Consider the following 15,476-nt stretch of genomic DNA (forward strand, 5'->3'; position numbering starts at 1 on the left):
TCAATTGGACGGCTAACCCTTTCACTTGCGCGAAAACTCGACGAATGTCGCGATCACTTGCTCGATTTGCGAGCGACTGACGTCCATGTGCGTGACCATGCGCAAGCGTGCTGCGGCGCTCAACTTGATCCCGCGCTCGGCGGCAAACGTCTTGAGCGCTTCGGCCTGGTCACCCATTTGCACGTAGACCATGTTGGTCTGCACCGGCTCGACGCTGAAGCCTGCACCCCGCAGGCCTTCAGCCAGAAATTGCGCGTTGGCGTGGTCATCGGCCAGGCGCTCGACGTGGTGATCCAGCGCATACAGCCCCGCCGCTGCCAGCAATCCGGCCTGACGCATGCCGCCGCCGACCATCTTGCGCAGGCGACGCGTCTTGGCGATCAACTCGGCCGAACCGCACAACACGGAACCGACCGGCGCGCCAAGGCCCTTGGACAGGCACACCGACACCGAATCGAAATGCCGGGTGATTTCCCGCGCATCAACCCCAAGCTTGACCGCTGCGTTGTACAAGCGCGCGCCGTCCAAGTGCAGTTGCAGGCCGTTTTCCAGCGTGAACTTGCGCGCCCGCGCCAGATATTCCAGCGGCAGCACTTTGCCCTGCATGGTGTTTTCCAGCGCCAGCAATCGCGTCCGGGCAAAGTGGAAGTCATCGGGTTTGATCGCGGCGGCGACCTGATCCAGATCCAGCGAACCATCGGCCTGCACCTCCAGCGGCTGTGGCTGGATCGAACCGAGCACCGCCGCGCCACCCCCTTCGTACTTATAGGTGTGCGCCTGCTGGCCGACGATGTATTCGTCGCCACGCTCGCAATGCGCCATCAGCCCGAGCAAGTTGCTCATGGTGCCGGTCGGCACGAACAGCGCAGCGGCGAAACCCAGCCTTTTCGCCAATTCGGCCTCCAGACGATTGACCGTCGGATCTTCGCCGTACACATCGTCACCGGTAGCCGCCGCAGTCATCGCGTCGAGCATGGCAGGAGTCGGTTGGGTGACGGTGTCGCTGCGAAGATCGATAACGCTCATGAACCTGGCCTCTGGTCAGCAGGGGAAATCCCTTTTCGAAGGTGAATTACTGCGGTCATGGCGCCGATTAATCAACCCTTGAATGAGAAAAAGCACATTACTCCTTGAAAGGACGCAACCCAATGTGGGAGCGGGCTTGCTCGCGAAGGCGGTGTGTCAGCCGGCAAACTAATTGGCTGACACACCGCCTTCGTCGGAACGCCGCCCGGAGCAAGCTCGCTCCCACAGGTTCTGTGCAGGGCCGGAAAATATGTGATAAAAACGCTGCGCCGCCCGAGAAAGGGCGGCGAAAACGTTCTCAGGGCGGGGTGTAATTCCCCACCGGCGGTAATTGCGCGCAATGTGCATAGCCCGCGAGCGCTTGGCGACGAACACGGCAAAGGCTGTGATCGGCGGCAAGGTCAGCAGACCCGGTGTGATTCCGGGGCCGACGGTCATAGTCCGGATGAAGAGAGAACGGGATTGACACCAAAGGGCCGCCCGCGCGCTTGTGTGCTCGTGCGTACCCTTGAATCCCTTTCGATTCATAACGCCCTGTTTTTCACACAAACAGGAGTCAGAACATGCAACCCACCGCTATCGACAGCAAAACCAAACACCCCCACGGCGAGCGCGTCGCGTTCATCCAGGCCTGCTGGCACAAGGAAATCGTCGACCAGAGCCGTAAGGGCTTCGTCGCCGAAATGCTCGCTCAGGGTTATCAGGAATCGGACATCGACTTCTTCGAAGTCGGCGGCGCCTTTGAAATGCCTCTGCACGCCAAGCTACTGGCCAAGACCGGGCGTTATGCCGGCATCGTCGCGGCCGCTCTGGTGGTGGACGGCGGCATCTATCGTCACGAGTTCGTCGCCCAGTCAGTGGTCAGCGGCCTGATGCAGGTGCAACTGGAAACCGAAGTACCGGTGTTCTCGGTGTCCCTGACCCCGCACCACTTCCATGCCGGTGAAGAGCATCAGAAATTCTTCTTCGAGCACTTTGTACACAAGGGTCAGGAAGCGGCGCGGACTTGCGCGGATACGCTGCAGAAGGTTCGTGCGCTGCGTCGCAGTGAGCCGCGTGCGGTAGCGGTCTAAAGCTGAGTGAGGTTTTGACCTCACTCAAATCAAATGTGGGAGCGGGCTTGCTCGCGAAAGCGGTGTGTCAGTGACGAATCTGTGTACTGACACACCGCTTTCGCGAGCAAGCCCGCTCCCACATGGGGTCTGAGGTGTTCTCAGGATAAGTGTTCGTCGGTGGTCGGCACGATCAGAATGCCCGCGCGCAGGCCGTTCTTGACCTTGGGATTTGGGAAGATGATTCGTGCGCCCTCTTCCTCAATAATCCAGCGGGTATTGGCCAGATCTTCGGCCAGCACATAACCCATCTCCAACTCTGAAAAGTTTTCGATGTCCTGCGGTAGGTTCAGGCGGAACGCATCGCTGTGCTTGATGATTTCCCGCGCCACGCTGAACAGCTGCAAACCATCCAGTCCTTCTGCAGCCAGATCCGGCTCAGTGCCTTCGATGATCTGCTTCAGACGAGTTTCCAATAGCGAGACATTGACGCCGTCGTTCTGCCCGAACGGCCGCGCCTTGCCCAGCTCCAGGGTGAAAGCCTCGGCACCGAGTTTGTCGTAGGTGTACGAGCTGAAAACGATCGACGGTTTGTTCTGCAGCAGCACCGCTTCCATCCCGGCGGCGCGCAGACGCGCCAGTTCGCGGCGCGAATGCTGGCGACCTTCTTTCCACGGGTACAGGGCGAACTGCTCGATCTTCGAACCACGAATCGCGGTGTGCAGGTCGTAGTGCAGACGCTGACGATCCGGCAGGCTGAAGAAGCTCGCCGCCAGCCGTTCCAGCTCACAGGCGCGAATGGCTTCGGAACCGCTGGTTTGTTCATGACGGCCGTTGAACAGCCGGTTGACGTCCTGCTCGACGAAACGCTCGCCTTTGCGAATCGCTTCCGGGTTGCCGAACAGGAACAGAATGCGTGCACGCGGTTTCAGATCGCCGCGAGCGATGTCATGCAGCAGCCGATCGAGCAACTCGATCGGCGCTGTTTCATTGCCGTGGATACCTGCCGACAGCAGCAGGTCCAGGCCATTGTCGCGCGCTTCGGGAGGCCGGACTTCCAGCGCACCCTCGCTCAACCAGCGCATGCGCACGCCTTCGACAGTCAGTTGAGTCTTCTCCGCCGGTTCGCGGCCGGCGAGGGTCAGTTCAAGCAGTTTGCCGAGGGCGAGCATAGAGCGGTTTCCTTAGTGATCGTGGTTGCAATCCGGGCCGTGCACGTGGTCTTCGTCGTCGCCGACGTCAGCCGGTTCTATTTCCAGTTGCAGACTTACCAGATTAGTCGCCAATGGGCGCAGCAGCAGGTTGGCGTACTCGGCGTCACCTTCTTCAACGTCCACGCCGATCAGCAGCTGGCCACGGCCGTCCTGCTGGATCCACAGCTCTTTGCCTTGCCACATGACCGCGACGCGGGTGCACGAGGTTTGCAGTTGCGTGCCATCGGTGTCTTCAAGGATCAGCTGCAGGGAATCGCTCATGTTTTTACTCTCTTGGGGAGACAAGCCGCGCGTCGCGTTCAGGCGACGCGCCGGCCATCAATTGATCTGGAATGGATAAACCGCGCCCAGTTTAAGGATTTGCGTCAGTTCATCCAGTGCCGTCCGGCATTCAAGCAGCAACTGCGGATCCGCCAGATCGGTTTCGCTCAGGCGGTCGCGGTAGTGCTTTTCAACCCATGCGGTCAACGAACCGTACAACGGGGCCGTCATGATAACCCCTGGGTTGACGGCCGCCAGCTCGGTTTCGTTGAGCGCGACGCGCAGTCGCAGGCACGCCGGGCCACCGCCGTTCTGCATGCTTTGCTTGAGGTCGAAGACTTTGACTTCGCGGATCAGCCCGCCGGAGCTGGTCAGACCTTGCAGGTAGTTCCACACGCGCTCGTTGCCACGGCATTCTTCCGGCACGATCAGCAGCATCGAGCCGTCCGGACGCGACAGCAACTGGCTGTTGAACAGATAGGAACGCACGGCGTCATCCACGGTGACCGCCGAACGCGGCACGCAGACCGACTGGAACTTGCCGCCGACCTTGGCCAGTTTGCCCTGCAACTCGGCCAGCATCTGCTCGGTGTCGAGGAACGCGTCCTCGTGATAGAACAGCACCTCGCCATTACCCACCGCGATCACGTCGTTGTGGAATACGCCCTGATCGATCACCGCCGGGTTCTGCTGCGCATAAACCACGCCCTCGTCACGCAGACCGTGCAGACGCGCCACCGCTTGCGATGCTTCCAGGGTCTGGCGCGCCGGGTACTTCTGCGGCGCCGGGTAACGGGTGTCGAACGCACTGCGACCGAACACGAAGAACTCGACACCGGCCTCGCCGTACTCACGGCAGAAACGCGTGTGGTTGGCTGCGCCTTCGTCACCGAACTGCGCCACTGCCGGCAACGCGGCGTGGTGGGCGAAGTGCTGCTGATCGGCGAACATCGCGCCGAGCACGCGGCTGGTGGTCGGGTGTTCGATGCTGCGGTGGTATTTGCAATTGAGGTTGGCGGCGGTGAAATGCACGCGACCGTCAGCGGTGTCGGCACTCGGGCTGACCGTGGCAGCGTTGGCCACCCACATGCTCGATGCCGAGCAACTGGCGACCAGCAACGGCATGGCTTCTTTGGCGGCGCGTTCGATCACTTGCGCGTCGGTGCCGCTGAAACCCAGACGGCGCAACGCGGCCACGTCCGGACGCTCCTGCGGCGCCAGCACGCCTTGCTGAAAGCCCATTTCCATCAGCGCTTTCATCTTCGCCAGACCTTGCAGCGCCGCTTCCTTCGGGTTCGAGGACTGCTGGCTGTTGCTCTGGGACGCGACGTTGCCGTAGGACAGACCGCCGTAGTTATGGGTCGGCCCCACTAGACCGTCAAAATTGACTTCATAGGATTTCATCAGCGAGGCTCCACGAGAATCTGTTGTTATAGGCTTCAAGTAACAATTCAGTCAGACCGCGTCGCGGCTATCGCGAGCAGGCTCACTCCTACAGGTTTGGCGGGGAACACACATGTTGTGTACGACACAAATCCTGTAGGAGTGAGCCTGCTCGCGATGGCCGTTACGCCATTTTGATGCCTGGCGTCAGGGCCGCAGGCAACACCAGGCTCGGGGTTTCCAGCGACGCCACCGGGTACGCGCAATAATCCGCCGCGTAATAGGCGCTGGCGCGGTGGTTACCCGAAGCCCCGACGCCGCCGAACGGCGCGCTGCTCGCCGCACCGGTCAGCTGTTTGTTCCAGTTGACGATACCGGCGCGGCTTTCCAGCCAGAACTGCTGATAACGATCTTCGGAATCCGACAGCAAACCAGCCGCCAGGCCATAAGCGGTGTTATTGGCCTCGCTGATCGCCGCAGCGAAATCGGCGTAGCGAATCACCTGCAGCAACGGGCCGAACAGTTCTTCGTCCGGGCGCTCAGCGACGGCGGTCACATCCAGAATGCCCGGGGTCAGCAAGGCCGACTGCGCCTGTGGCTGAGTCATCGCCAGCAGCGACACCGCGCCATTGGCCAGCAGGTGTTGCTGGGCATCCATCAGCGCTTTCGCCGCGCCGAGGGAAATCACCGAGCCCATGAACGGCGCGGGCTGCTGATCGAACGCACCGACGTCGATGGTCGCGCTGACTTCCACCAGACGCTTGAGCAGGCTGTCGCCCCACGCGCCTTGCGGCACCAGCAGACGACGCGCACACGTGCAGCGCTGACCGGCGGAGATGAACGCCGACTGAATGATCGTGTACACCGCCGCGTCCAGATCAGCGACCTGATCGACCACCAGCGGGTTGTTGCCGCCCATTTCCAAAGCAAGAATTTTGTCCGGCCGCCCGGCGAACTGCTGGTGCAGGTGATTGCCAGTACGGCTGGAGCCGGTGAAGAACAGACCGTCGATGCCCGGGTTCGCCGCCAGCGCAATGCCGGTTTCACGCGCACCTTGCAGCAGGTTCAACACGCCGGCCGGCAGACCGGCTTCGATCCAGCACTTGACCGTCAGCTCGGCGACTTTCGGCGTCAGTTCGCTCGGTTTGAACAGCACGCTGTTACCCGCCAGCAGTGCCGGCACGATATGGCCGTTCGGCAAGTGACCCGGGAAGTTGTAAGGACCAAACACCGCCACCACACCGTGTGGCTTATGGCGCAGCACGGCGGTGGCGTCGCCCAGCGGGCCGCTCTTCTCGCCGGTACGTTCGCGGTAGCTCTGCACCGAGATCGCGATCTTGTTGACCATGCTGGTAACTTCGGTCGCGGCTTCCCACAACGGTTTGCCGGTTTCCTCACCGATGGTGCGGGCCAGTTCGTCGCTGTGGTTTTTCAGGGCGGCGGCGAATGCTTCGAGCACGCTGATGCGCTCGTCCAGCGAACGCCGCGCCCAGCCCGGAAAGGCCTGACGCGCAGCCTGCACGGCCGACTCGACCTGAGCGGCGGTAGCGCCCTCCCCCGACCACAGCACTTGCTGGGTCACCGGATTCAGCGACTGGAATGCTTCGCCCTGACCGGCAAGCCATTCACCTGCGATGTATAGCGAATTCATTATTTCGACTCCCGAGCAGCAGACAACGCCACGGCGCGCACTTGATCGCCGGCGTTGAGTTGAAGACGTTTGGCGGTCAGCGGATCGACCACCAGCGTGCCGGCGGCCAGGCGGGCCGGCGCAGCGGTGATGCGGCAGTCTTCGCGCTTGCGGTTATGGATGATGAACGGCGTGGCGTCATCGCCCGGTGTACCGATCGCCAGCACCAGTGCTTCGCTGTCGCGGACTGCGCGGATCTTGCTGGTTTCGCACTCGATGGCCGGGCCGGCGTCGAAGATATCGACGTAGCCCTGATAGCTGAAACCTTCGCTCTTGAGCATCGCCAGCGCCGGTTCGGTGTCCGGGTGCACCTGACCGATGACGTTGCGCGCATCCGGCGACAGGAAGCAGGTGTACAACGGGAATTTCGGCATCAGTTCGGCAATGAACGCCTTGTTGCCAACACCGGTCAGGTAGTCGGCCTGGCTGAATTCCATCTTGAAGAAGTGCCGGCCCAGACTCTCCCAGAACGGCGAACGACCGGCCTCATCGGAGACGCCGCGCATCTCGGCAATGATCTTGTTGCCGAACAGTTCCGGAAACTCGGCGATGAACAGCATGCGCGCCTTGGACAGCATGCGGCCGTTCAGACCGGTGCGGTAATCGGCGTGCAGGAACAGCGAGCACAGCTCGGAGTTGCCGGTCAGGTCGTTGGCGAGGAACAGCGTCGGAATCTCGCGATAGATGTTCAGCTCTTGCGACGCGCTGACGGTCAGGCCGACGCGGAAGTTGTACCACGGCTCGCGCAGACCGACCGCGCCGGCGATGGCAGAAATCCCCACCACGCGACCGTTGTCGTCTTCGAGCACGAACAGGTAGTCCGCATCGCCACGGCCGGCTTCGCCGCGAAAGGTCTTCTCGGCCCAGCCGACCCGATGGGTCAGGCGCTCTTCGTTGGCCGGCAAGGTGGTCAGGCCGGTGCCGGTGCTGCGGGCCAGGTCGATCAGCGCGGATAAATCGCTGCTGCGTACGGGACGAACAATCATGCTATCTCCTCAAACGGGCCGCCTTCGCCACCCGTGAAACTCGCTAAGGCGTTAAACCGCCACCAGGCGCACGCTGGCACCTTCACCGACGCCCAGGGCTTCGGCTGCTTCCAGATCCAGGGTCACCGGTTTGCCCGGCGCGTAATCGAGTTCCAGCAACACCGCGCGGTAATCCTGCAACTGCGCGTTGGCCACCAGATACTGGCGCCCGGCGCCTTTGACCGGCTCGCCGATCTTCACCGGCACTACACGGCTCTGGGCGATCGAACGGATCCCCGAAACACGTGCATGCAGGGTCGGGCCACCGTCGAAAATGTCGATGTAGTGATCGGTCTCGAAGCCTTCGCGCATAAGGATGTCGAAGGTGATCTGCGCACGCGGGTGCACCTGGCCCATCGCTTCTTGAGCGGAATCCGGCAGCAGCGGCACGTAGATCGGGTAATGCGGCATCAGTTCGGCGAGGAACGTGCGGCTCTTCAGGCCACACAGGCGTTCGGCCTCGGCGTAGTTGAGGTCGAAGAAGTTGCGCCCGATCGCGTCCCAGAATGGCGAATCGCCGTTCTCGTCGCTGTAACCGACGATCTCGGTCACCACCGAATCGGCGAAACGCTCCGGGTGGCTGGCGACGAACAGCAGGCGGCCACGGGAGTTGAGCTCGGCCCACGGCGACCCCACCAGCTCGCGCTGCACGTAGAAACTGGTCAGCAAGCTGTTGCCGGTCAGGTCGTGGCATTGCGAGAGCACGTGGATCTTGTTGTGGATCTTCAGCTCGCGGGAGGCGTGGACGAAGGTCTCGTTGCGGAAGCTGTAGAACGGCTCCGAATAACCGGCCGAAGCAACGATGGCCGAGCAGCCGACCAGTTTGCCGGTGGCGGTGTCTTCGAGGACGAAGAAGTAGCTCTCTTCACCGTTGAAGCTCACTTCGGCAGCGAACGAGGCTTCGCTCGCCGCGATCTTGTCGCTCAGACGTTCCACGTCATCCGGCAAGGAAGTGACACCAATCGGACTGTCCGCAGCCAGACGCTGTACCTCGCCCAGATCAGCCATTTGCGCAGGGCGCATCACCAGCATGGTGTCACTCCTTTCTCTTATAAAAATCACAGAAAAAACACCGGACATTGTGGGAGCGGGCTTGCTCGCGAATGCGGTGTGTCAGTCGCCATCTACGCTGACTGATACACCGCATTCGCGAGCAAGCCCGCTCCCACATTTGATATTGCCCGGTATCAAAAATTGGGTTCGACGCCCGAATCCTCAGGCGTCGAAGGGTCTATCAGGCTTGCGTCAGTGCTGCTGCCGCGCGTTCGAAGCGGTCGAGACCGGCATCGATATCGGCGTCTTCCACCACCAGGCTCGGGGCGAAACGGATCACGTCCGGGCCGGCCTGCAGAATCATCAGGCCTTCTTTCTCAGCGGCGTTGAAGATGTCCTTGGCCTTGCCTTTCCAGGCTTCGCTCAGCACGCAACCGATCAACAGGCCGAGGCCACGCACCTGAGTGAACAGGCCGTATTTCTCGCCGATCTGCTGCAGGCGGGTCTTGAATTTGTCGTGCTTGGCGTTGACACCGCTCAGCACCTCAGGGGTGTTGATCACGTCGATCACCGCTTCGGCGACGGCGCACGCCAGCGGGTTACCGCCGTAAGTGGTGCCATGGGTGCCGACGACCAGATGTTTGGCCAGCGCTTCAGTGGTCAGCATCGCGGCGATCGGGAAACCACCGCCCAGGCTCTTGGCGCTGGTCAGGATGTCCGGGGTCACGCCGTAATGCTGATAGGCGAACAGGTGGCCGGTACGGCCCATGCCGGTCTGCACTTCGTCGAACACCAGCAGCGCGTTGTTCGCGTCACACAGTTCACGGGCACCTTGCAGGTAAGCCAGTTCGGCCGGCAGTACGCCGCCCTCGCCCTGGATCGGTTCGAGCACGACCGCGCAGGTCTTGTCGGAAACCGCCGCTTTCAGCGCGGCCAGATCGTTGTAAGGGACGTGGGTGATGCCGGTGATTTTCGGGCCGAAACCGTCGGAGTACTTCGACTGGCCACCGACGTTGACGGTGAACAGGGTACGACCGTGGAAGCTGTTGAGCGCGGCGATGATCTCGTATTTTTCGCTGCCGAAACGGTCGAACGCCACGCGACGGGCCAGCTTGAACGCGGCCTCGTTGGCTTCGGCGCCCGAGTTGCAGAAGAACACGCGATCGGCGAACGTGGCGTCGATCAGCTTGTGCGCCAGGCGCAGGGCCGGCTCGTTGGTGAACACGTTGGACACGTGCCACAGCTTGTTCGCTTGCTCGGTCAAGGCACCGACCAGCGCCGGATGCGCGTGGCCCAATACGTTTACGGCAATCCCGCCGGCGAAGTCGATCAGCTCGCGACCGCTCTGGTCCCAGACGCGGGAACCGGCGCCACGCACCGGAATAAAAGCGGCAGGCGCGTAGTTGGGAACCATTACCTGGTCGAAATCGGCGCGTTCTACCGCAGCGTGCTCAACGGACATCGGAGTCTCCTGATGAGGGCCACCCGCCTGAAACTGGCGAGCGATGGGGGGATTGTAAGGACAGTTTTCAGCCCGGCCTTGCCGCCAAGCGACAACTTCTTATAGCGCAAACCCCGGATTTTCCCGGGTTTACGGCAATGCGACATATAGCGTCGCAAAGGCGCAGTTTAAACTGCACGCCGCCATTTGCGCAGACGTACCGGGGATCTTAATCAAGAGAGTTTTGTGGCGTGCGGTATATATGTACCGCACATCGAATCAATGGCCGGTGTTTGCTACGGACCTTTCTCAGGCAAACGGCCGTCTCCATGATTGACCAAAACACAACCTCACCCGCGACTCTGCCCGACGCATTGTTGCTCCCCCGACAGGACGCACACTATCAACCCCTGCTCCAGGCCATCCCGACATGGCTGATCCAGGCTTCGGCACACAAGCGCGCGGCTTTGAAACGGGCCAGCCCTCTACTGCCCGCCAGCCTCAACCAAGCATCACGCAATGAGCATGCAAAGCTGCGCGCACTGAATGCCGCGCACTGGACCGCACACAACCGCGTCGAACGAAGCCTTGCCCGGTTGCAGGACGCCAAAGCGTTCGCCGAACCGCTGCTACGTGCCGAACTGGCAAAGCGCTTTGGCTTGAATCTGGATGTCCGGCAGACCTTCCTGCGCCTGTATCTGCCCGACCATGTTCCGTGGTTACGCCTCAAATCCGGCGCCGCACGCACCTGGACCGTCTCGCTGCTGGACGCCGCGCTGCACAATTTTGAAAGCAGCGAAACCGCCGCCGACGCCTTCGAATCCGCCTCGGGCTACGTCAGCGAACCCTCGCCTGACGGTCAGTTCAGCGTACTGCCGAACATCCTCAAAGCGATGCCGATAGCTGCCTTCACCCGCCTGTGTCGTGAACTGGATATCGGCCGCCGCTACAACACTTATCTGCAAGACAATCTGGGTATCAGCAATCCGTTGGTCGCAGCCGTGCTGCAACCACAGGTTTGCACGAGTGACAAAGCCGCACTGGTCGCCGCCCTGCAAATGGCCTACATGCAAAAGCTGCTGGGGGCCGATGTCCATCGTCTGATCCTCGGGCTGCTCGATGGCTTGCAGCATTTGCGCCTCAATCGTCAGGCGTGGCATTGCCATGCGTTGGCGATGATGAAAGTCAGCCTGACCGGCATCGTGCTGTTCGCGCCGAATCTTGAGGCTGCACACGCAGCAGCGCGAGTCGTGGTTTATATTCCTGATGACCCGCAACACCCGGTCAAGGAATACGCCAGCAGCGCTGCCTTCGCTCAGGAGCTGGCGCAACGCTTGCGCGATCCGGACTATCAGGTGTTCTTCAGCCGTTTCATCGACCATGCCGATCGCGGCGCTTTCTTCGGCCAGTTGCGGGCCATGCTCAGCCCCGTCACCTGGCAACCCGTACCGGTCGGCGATCCACGCCCCACCTGGCGCGAACATCCGGCCGCGCGACCCTTTCTGCAGATCGTCGCGACCCCGATCCAGGGTGAGCTGTGGGTGTATCTGTACCAGCGCAAGCTCGACAAGATGCTCAACGATGCCCGCGTCATCGCCGTCTCGACGGCCATGGTCGATCGCAAGGCGCGCTGGGCACTCTGGGATTCCTTCACGGACATCGCACAGTCGTTGCTCAACCTCGTCGCGTTCGTCGCCTTGCCATTCGTGCCATTTCTCGGCGAGCTGATGCTTGCCTACACGGCCTACCAACTGCTCGACGAGACGTTCGAAAGCATCGTCGACTGGGCCGAAGGACAACCCCGCGAAGCGTTCGCGCATTTGATCGGCGCCGTAGAGTCCATGGTGCAGGGCGGCACTTTCGCCGCCGGCGGCGCTATCGCCGTCAGCGAGTTTCGCGCGCTGCTGCCTGCCGATGTCGTTCAGTTCATCGACCGCTTCATTCCCGTGAAGGCAGCCAATGGCAAGACCCGCTACTGGAAACCCGACCTGCGCCCTTACGAGTGGCCCGGCACGCTGCCCAAAGACATCCGAACCGATGCGCTGGGCCTGCAAACCCACCAGGGCAAAAACCTGCTGGCCCTCGAAGACAAGTTGTATGCCGTCAGCCTTGATGCCGAAACGGGCGCCTATCGCATCGACCATCCGACGCGTCCCGAGGCTTACAAACCCGCACTCAGGCACAACGCGGCAGGCGCCTGGCAAACCGAAATTGACCAGCCACTGGGTTGGGATCGCGCCACCGTGCTGAGCCGCAGCAGTGCGCAGATGCAGCGCCTTCCCGTCGCTCTGCGGGAGCGCCTGCTGAACATCAGTGGCTGCGAGGAAAATAGCCTGCGCCAGATGCACGTCGAGCGCGATCAGTTGCCACCCTTACTCAGTGACACGCTGCAGCGCTGGCAGATCGATCAGGACATTCAATTGTTTATCGAGCAGATTGGCAGCCCGCATGCCGAGGATTACCTCAAGGCCGACCCGGCCACCCAACTGCAACTGCTTTTCGACAACGGCAACTGGCCTGTTGACCGAGGCCTGCAACTGGTCGATCCCCAGGGCAGAACCCTGTGGCGCAGCCCCGTTGCCGATGTGCCCTTCATACAAATCGAGGGCTCACGACTGGATGATGGCGACCTGCTCAAGACCTGCCTGCAACGTCTGACAGAATCGCAAAGAAGGCGGCTATTGAGCGAAGCATCATATACGCCCGCCCCCTCGGCCGAAGCCCGCGCAACTAGCCTGCGGCGCAGCGTCGCCGAGCTGGCACAGCGCAAACGCCAAAGCCTGTTCGAGGGTCGATATCGCCAATTGCAGCGCGGCGCCAGCCCGCTGGTACAGGTACTGATGGATGCCGAACCCGGCCTGCCGAAGGCGTTGGCGCAATCGATACTGGAAACGGCAAGTGATGCCGAATGCCTGCAATTACAGCGCGGAACACTCTCCGAAAGACTGGCCGCTCTGACCCAGGAGACAGGCCTGCAAGTGCGCGCAACTCGAGCCCTCGAAGGACTGGAGTTGCAAGCGACAGTCAATAATCTGGATACCGATCGGCTGGCCCTACATTCTTTACCTCGGCTGCCGGGCTGGTCGCCGTCGATACGACTGGAGCTCAGGCACTACAGCCATAGCGGGCAACTGATCGACAGCCTCGGCGCACAGGACGCGCTCATTCGCAAAGTGCTGGTACTGACCGAACAGGGCGACTATCAGCCGTACGACGCTACCGGTGAGTCGCTCAGCGCGCCGGGCTCACTGTATTCAAGCCTGCTGCATGCCCTGCCCGACGCAGCACGTTCGGCGCTGAACATCCACATCACACAAGACCTGCAGCTCAAGCAGTTGATTCGTGACCACGCGCTCGACCGTCAAGCGTTGCTGGAGCTGTTGTCGCAAAACCCGCTTCGCAAACCCGCTTACGACCCAACAGTCATGCGCCTGCGTGGCGGTACCAGCGGCTATCGGCGCATGCCTACCAATACGCCGACGCTGCACGCCCACGCCCACTGGCTGCTGCCGCACTTGCTGCCTGAAGAGCTCAACGCGTTCGTCGAGCGCCTGCAACGTCATCCGGACGGCCCGCGAGCGGAACTGAGCCGCTTGATCACTGAACGCAACCGCCTCGACGCGGTGCTGAATCCGTGGACTGAGGGGATTCCCCTCGTTCATCCGGAGACCGGCGCCCGCCTCACCACCGAGCAATACGCGATCCAGCGTCATCGCCGACGGCAGATGCGGGTCGACATTCTGGACTGCTGGAAGCAGCAGGTTTCCTTGCCGGAGAACACCGAGCAGACCATCGATCTGCGTCTGTCACAGTCGATCATGGGAGAGCTGCCACAGCTGGAGGTGAACTTCAGTCACGTGGACTACCTGACCATCGAGGGGATCGGCAGCACTCAGGGTATACACGGGTTTCTGAACTGCTTCTCCGGCTTGCGTCGTCTGGCGCTGCGCAATTTCCAGCTGGGCAGCCTGCCGGAGTCGATCAGCCAGTCGCCACAACTGCGCGAGCTGATTCTCAGCGACTGCAGCATCACCCTGACAGCCGAGAGCCACACAACACTGGCGGCCTTGACTCACCTGAGAACCCTGGACCTGTTCAGGAACCCGCTCGGACTCACCCCCAACGTCGAAAAAATGCCCCGACTCAATTACATCGATGTGTCGGAGACCGGCATTTCCGAACTGCCACCCGGCCTGCTCACGCGTCCGTTATTGCGCACCGCACTGCTCAACGACAACCAGATCCGGTCGTTGCCTCCCGCCCTTTTCGAGCTGCCCAACAACGTTCCGGAAGGCTTCGACCTGAGCGGCAATCCGATTGCCAGCGCAGACCGGGAGCGCATCAAACTCCACTTCAACGACACCCGGCAGGACTTCGGCGTAATGGCCGAACAGGCTGATCTGCTGCGCGTACAGGCGCTGTACACGCACATGGATCTGGAACAGGCCAGTGAATTTTTCTATCTGCTACCCGGCACCCTGGCCGAGGGTCGAATCGAACTTGTACGGCTTGAGCGTGAATACAGCGACTTGAGTAGCAACCTCGCCAACTGGGCGAACGGCCACCCGGCCCTGCACCCGATCAGTGGCGAGCCCTTCACGATTGAGCAAGTGCTGAACGAGCACGCCGCACGACACGAATTCAAATCGCTCATTGAGCAGTGCTGGCGCCGGGAAACCGAGCAAGACGAACCGGATGAGAACCTCCAGCCACTGCATGACTTGAACCTGGCGACGATCATCCGCGGCGACTTGCCCGTACTCAATGCCGATTTCAGCCATGTCACCCATCTGTACCTCAGAAGCCTGCCGGGTCAGACGTTTGGAATCGACAGGTTTGTCGAGACGTTTGCCAGCCTCAGAGGACTGACGATTTATCAATATCGACTGGAACACATTCCACCAGCGGTGTTTCGCATGGCTGAGCTGACCTATTTGTCGCTTTCACACTGCGATTTGACGCTCACGCCTCAAGCCGCCCTTGAGCTTGCGCAAATGGAGCGCCTGGATCACCTGGATCTGAGTGACAACCCGCTGGGCGAGACCCCGGATGTCAGCCAGATGACCAATCTGCAAACGCTGATGCTGGACAACACCGGCATCACCAGCCTGCCGCCGAGCTTGCTGCAACTCGAACACCTGGAAATCGCCGACCTGAGCGACAACGCGATCACCCAGGTTCCCAGCGATATTCTGGAGTTGCCAGAAGAGCGTGCGGACAAATTCAGCCTGCGAAGCAATCCGCTCTCTGAGCTGAGCCTGCAACGGCTGATCGCCTACTTCAGAAAGCACCGCATCGATTTTGGCGTGGAAGCCGTCATCGAGCGGGCGGAAATGGAGGTGTCCACGTCCGAAGATTCCGGGGTCGATGAGTGACGCTCAGCGGGATCTG

At 61.4% G+C, this 15,476-nt stretch carries 10 protein-coding genes and 1 riboswitch; of the genes, 2 read left to right on the forward strand and 8 right to left on the reverse strand.

Annotated features, from left to right (window positions below; all coding sequences use genetic code 11):
- Window positions 1-21: 21 nt before the first annotated feature.
- The gene (ltaE, locus tag ACS4NR_RS14510; protein ID WP_456017736.1) at window positions 22-1,026 is read right to left on the reverse strand and encodes a low-specificity L-threonine aldolase; all 1,005 of its coding nucleotides are present in this window, start codon (window positions 1,024-1,026) and stop codon (window positions 22-24) included.
- A 290-nt stretch (window positions 1,027-1,316) separates the two neighbouring features.
- Window positions 1,317-1,488: riboswitch (FMN riboswitch) on the forward strand.
- A gap of 101 nt (window positions 1,489-1,589) precedes the next feature.
- On the opposite strand from ltaE, the gene ACS4NR_RS14515 reads away from it, so the two are divergent.
- Window positions 1,590-2,099: a 6,7-dimethyl-8-ribityllumazine synthase gene (locus tag ACS4NR_RS14515; RefSeq protein WP_047599675.1), complete on the forward strand. Its 510-nt coding sequence runs from the start codon at window positions 1,590-1,592 to the stop codon at window positions 2,097-2,099.
- 140 nt (window positions 2,100-2,239) lie between these two features.
- Here the strand turns inward: ACS4NR_RS14515 and astE are convergent, their stop codons facing one another.
- The 7 genes from astE to ACS4NR_RS14550 form a co-directional block, all read right to left on the reverse strand.
- A complete protein-coding gene (gene astE / locus ACS4NR_RS14520) occupies window positions 2,240-3,250 on the reverse strand; it encodes a succinylglutamate desuccinylase (protein ID WP_456017737.1) in 1,011 nt (336 codons plus the stop codon).
- Between the two features lie 12 nt (window positions 3,251-3,262).
- Window positions 3,263-3,553: a topoisomerase II gene (locus ACS4NR_RS14525; RefSeq protein ID WP_456017738.1), complete on the reverse strand. Its 291-nt coding sequence runs from the start codon at window positions 3,551-3,553 to the stop codon at window positions 3,263-3,265.
- Between the two features lie 57 nt (window positions 3,554-3,610).
- A complete protein-coding gene (gene astB, locus ACS4NR_RS14530; RefSeq protein WP_115984193.1) occupies window positions 3,611-4,957 on the reverse strand; it encodes an N-succinylarginine dihydrolase in 1,347 nt (448 codons plus the stop codon).
- Between the two features lie 163 nt (window positions 4,958-5,120).
- The gene (astD, locus tag ACS4NR_RS14535) at window positions 5,121-6,590 is read right to left on the reverse strand and encodes a succinylglutamate-semialdehyde dehydrogenase (RefSeq protein WP_456020390.1); all 1,470 of its coding nucleotides are present in this window, start codon (window positions 6,588-6,590) and stop codon (window positions 5,121-5,123) included.
- Complete coding sequence (gene astA, locus ACS4NR_RS14540; protein WP_027612638.1) at window positions 6,587-7,612, reverse strand: arginine N-succinyltransferase; 1,026 nt, start codon at window positions 7,610-7,612, stop codon at window positions 6,587-6,589. Before astA ends, astD begins: the two co-directional genes overlap by 4 nt.
- Window positions 7,613-7,663: 51 nt before the next feature.
- On the reverse strand, window positions 7,664-8,683 hold the full coding sequence (gene aruF / locus ACS4NR_RS14545) for an arginine/ornithine succinyltransferase subunit alpha (protein WP_025112905.1): 1,020 nt from the start codon (window positions 8,681-8,683) through the stop codon (window positions 7,664-7,666).
- A gap of 202 nt (window positions 8,684-8,885) precedes the next feature.
- Complete coding sequence (locus tag ACS4NR_RS14550) at window positions 8,886-10,106, reverse strand: aspartate aminotransferase family protein (RefSeq protein WP_456017739.1); 1,221 nt, start codon at window positions 10,104-10,106, stop codon at window positions 8,886-8,888.
- Window positions 10,107-10,552: 446 nt separating this feature from the next.
- On the opposite strand from ACS4NR_RS14550, the gene ACS4NR_RS14555 reads away from it, so the two are divergent.
- The gene (locus ACS4NR_RS14555; protein ID WP_456017740.1) at window positions 10,553-15,460 is read left to right on the forward strand and encodes a dermonecrotic toxin domain-containing protein; all 4,908 of its coding nucleotides are present in this window, start codon (window positions 10,553-10,555) and stop codon (window positions 15,458-15,460) included.
- Window positions 15,461-15,476 lie beyond the last annotated feature (16 nt).

The sequence above is a fragment of the Pseudomonas sp. JQ36 genome (assembly GCF_053851495.1).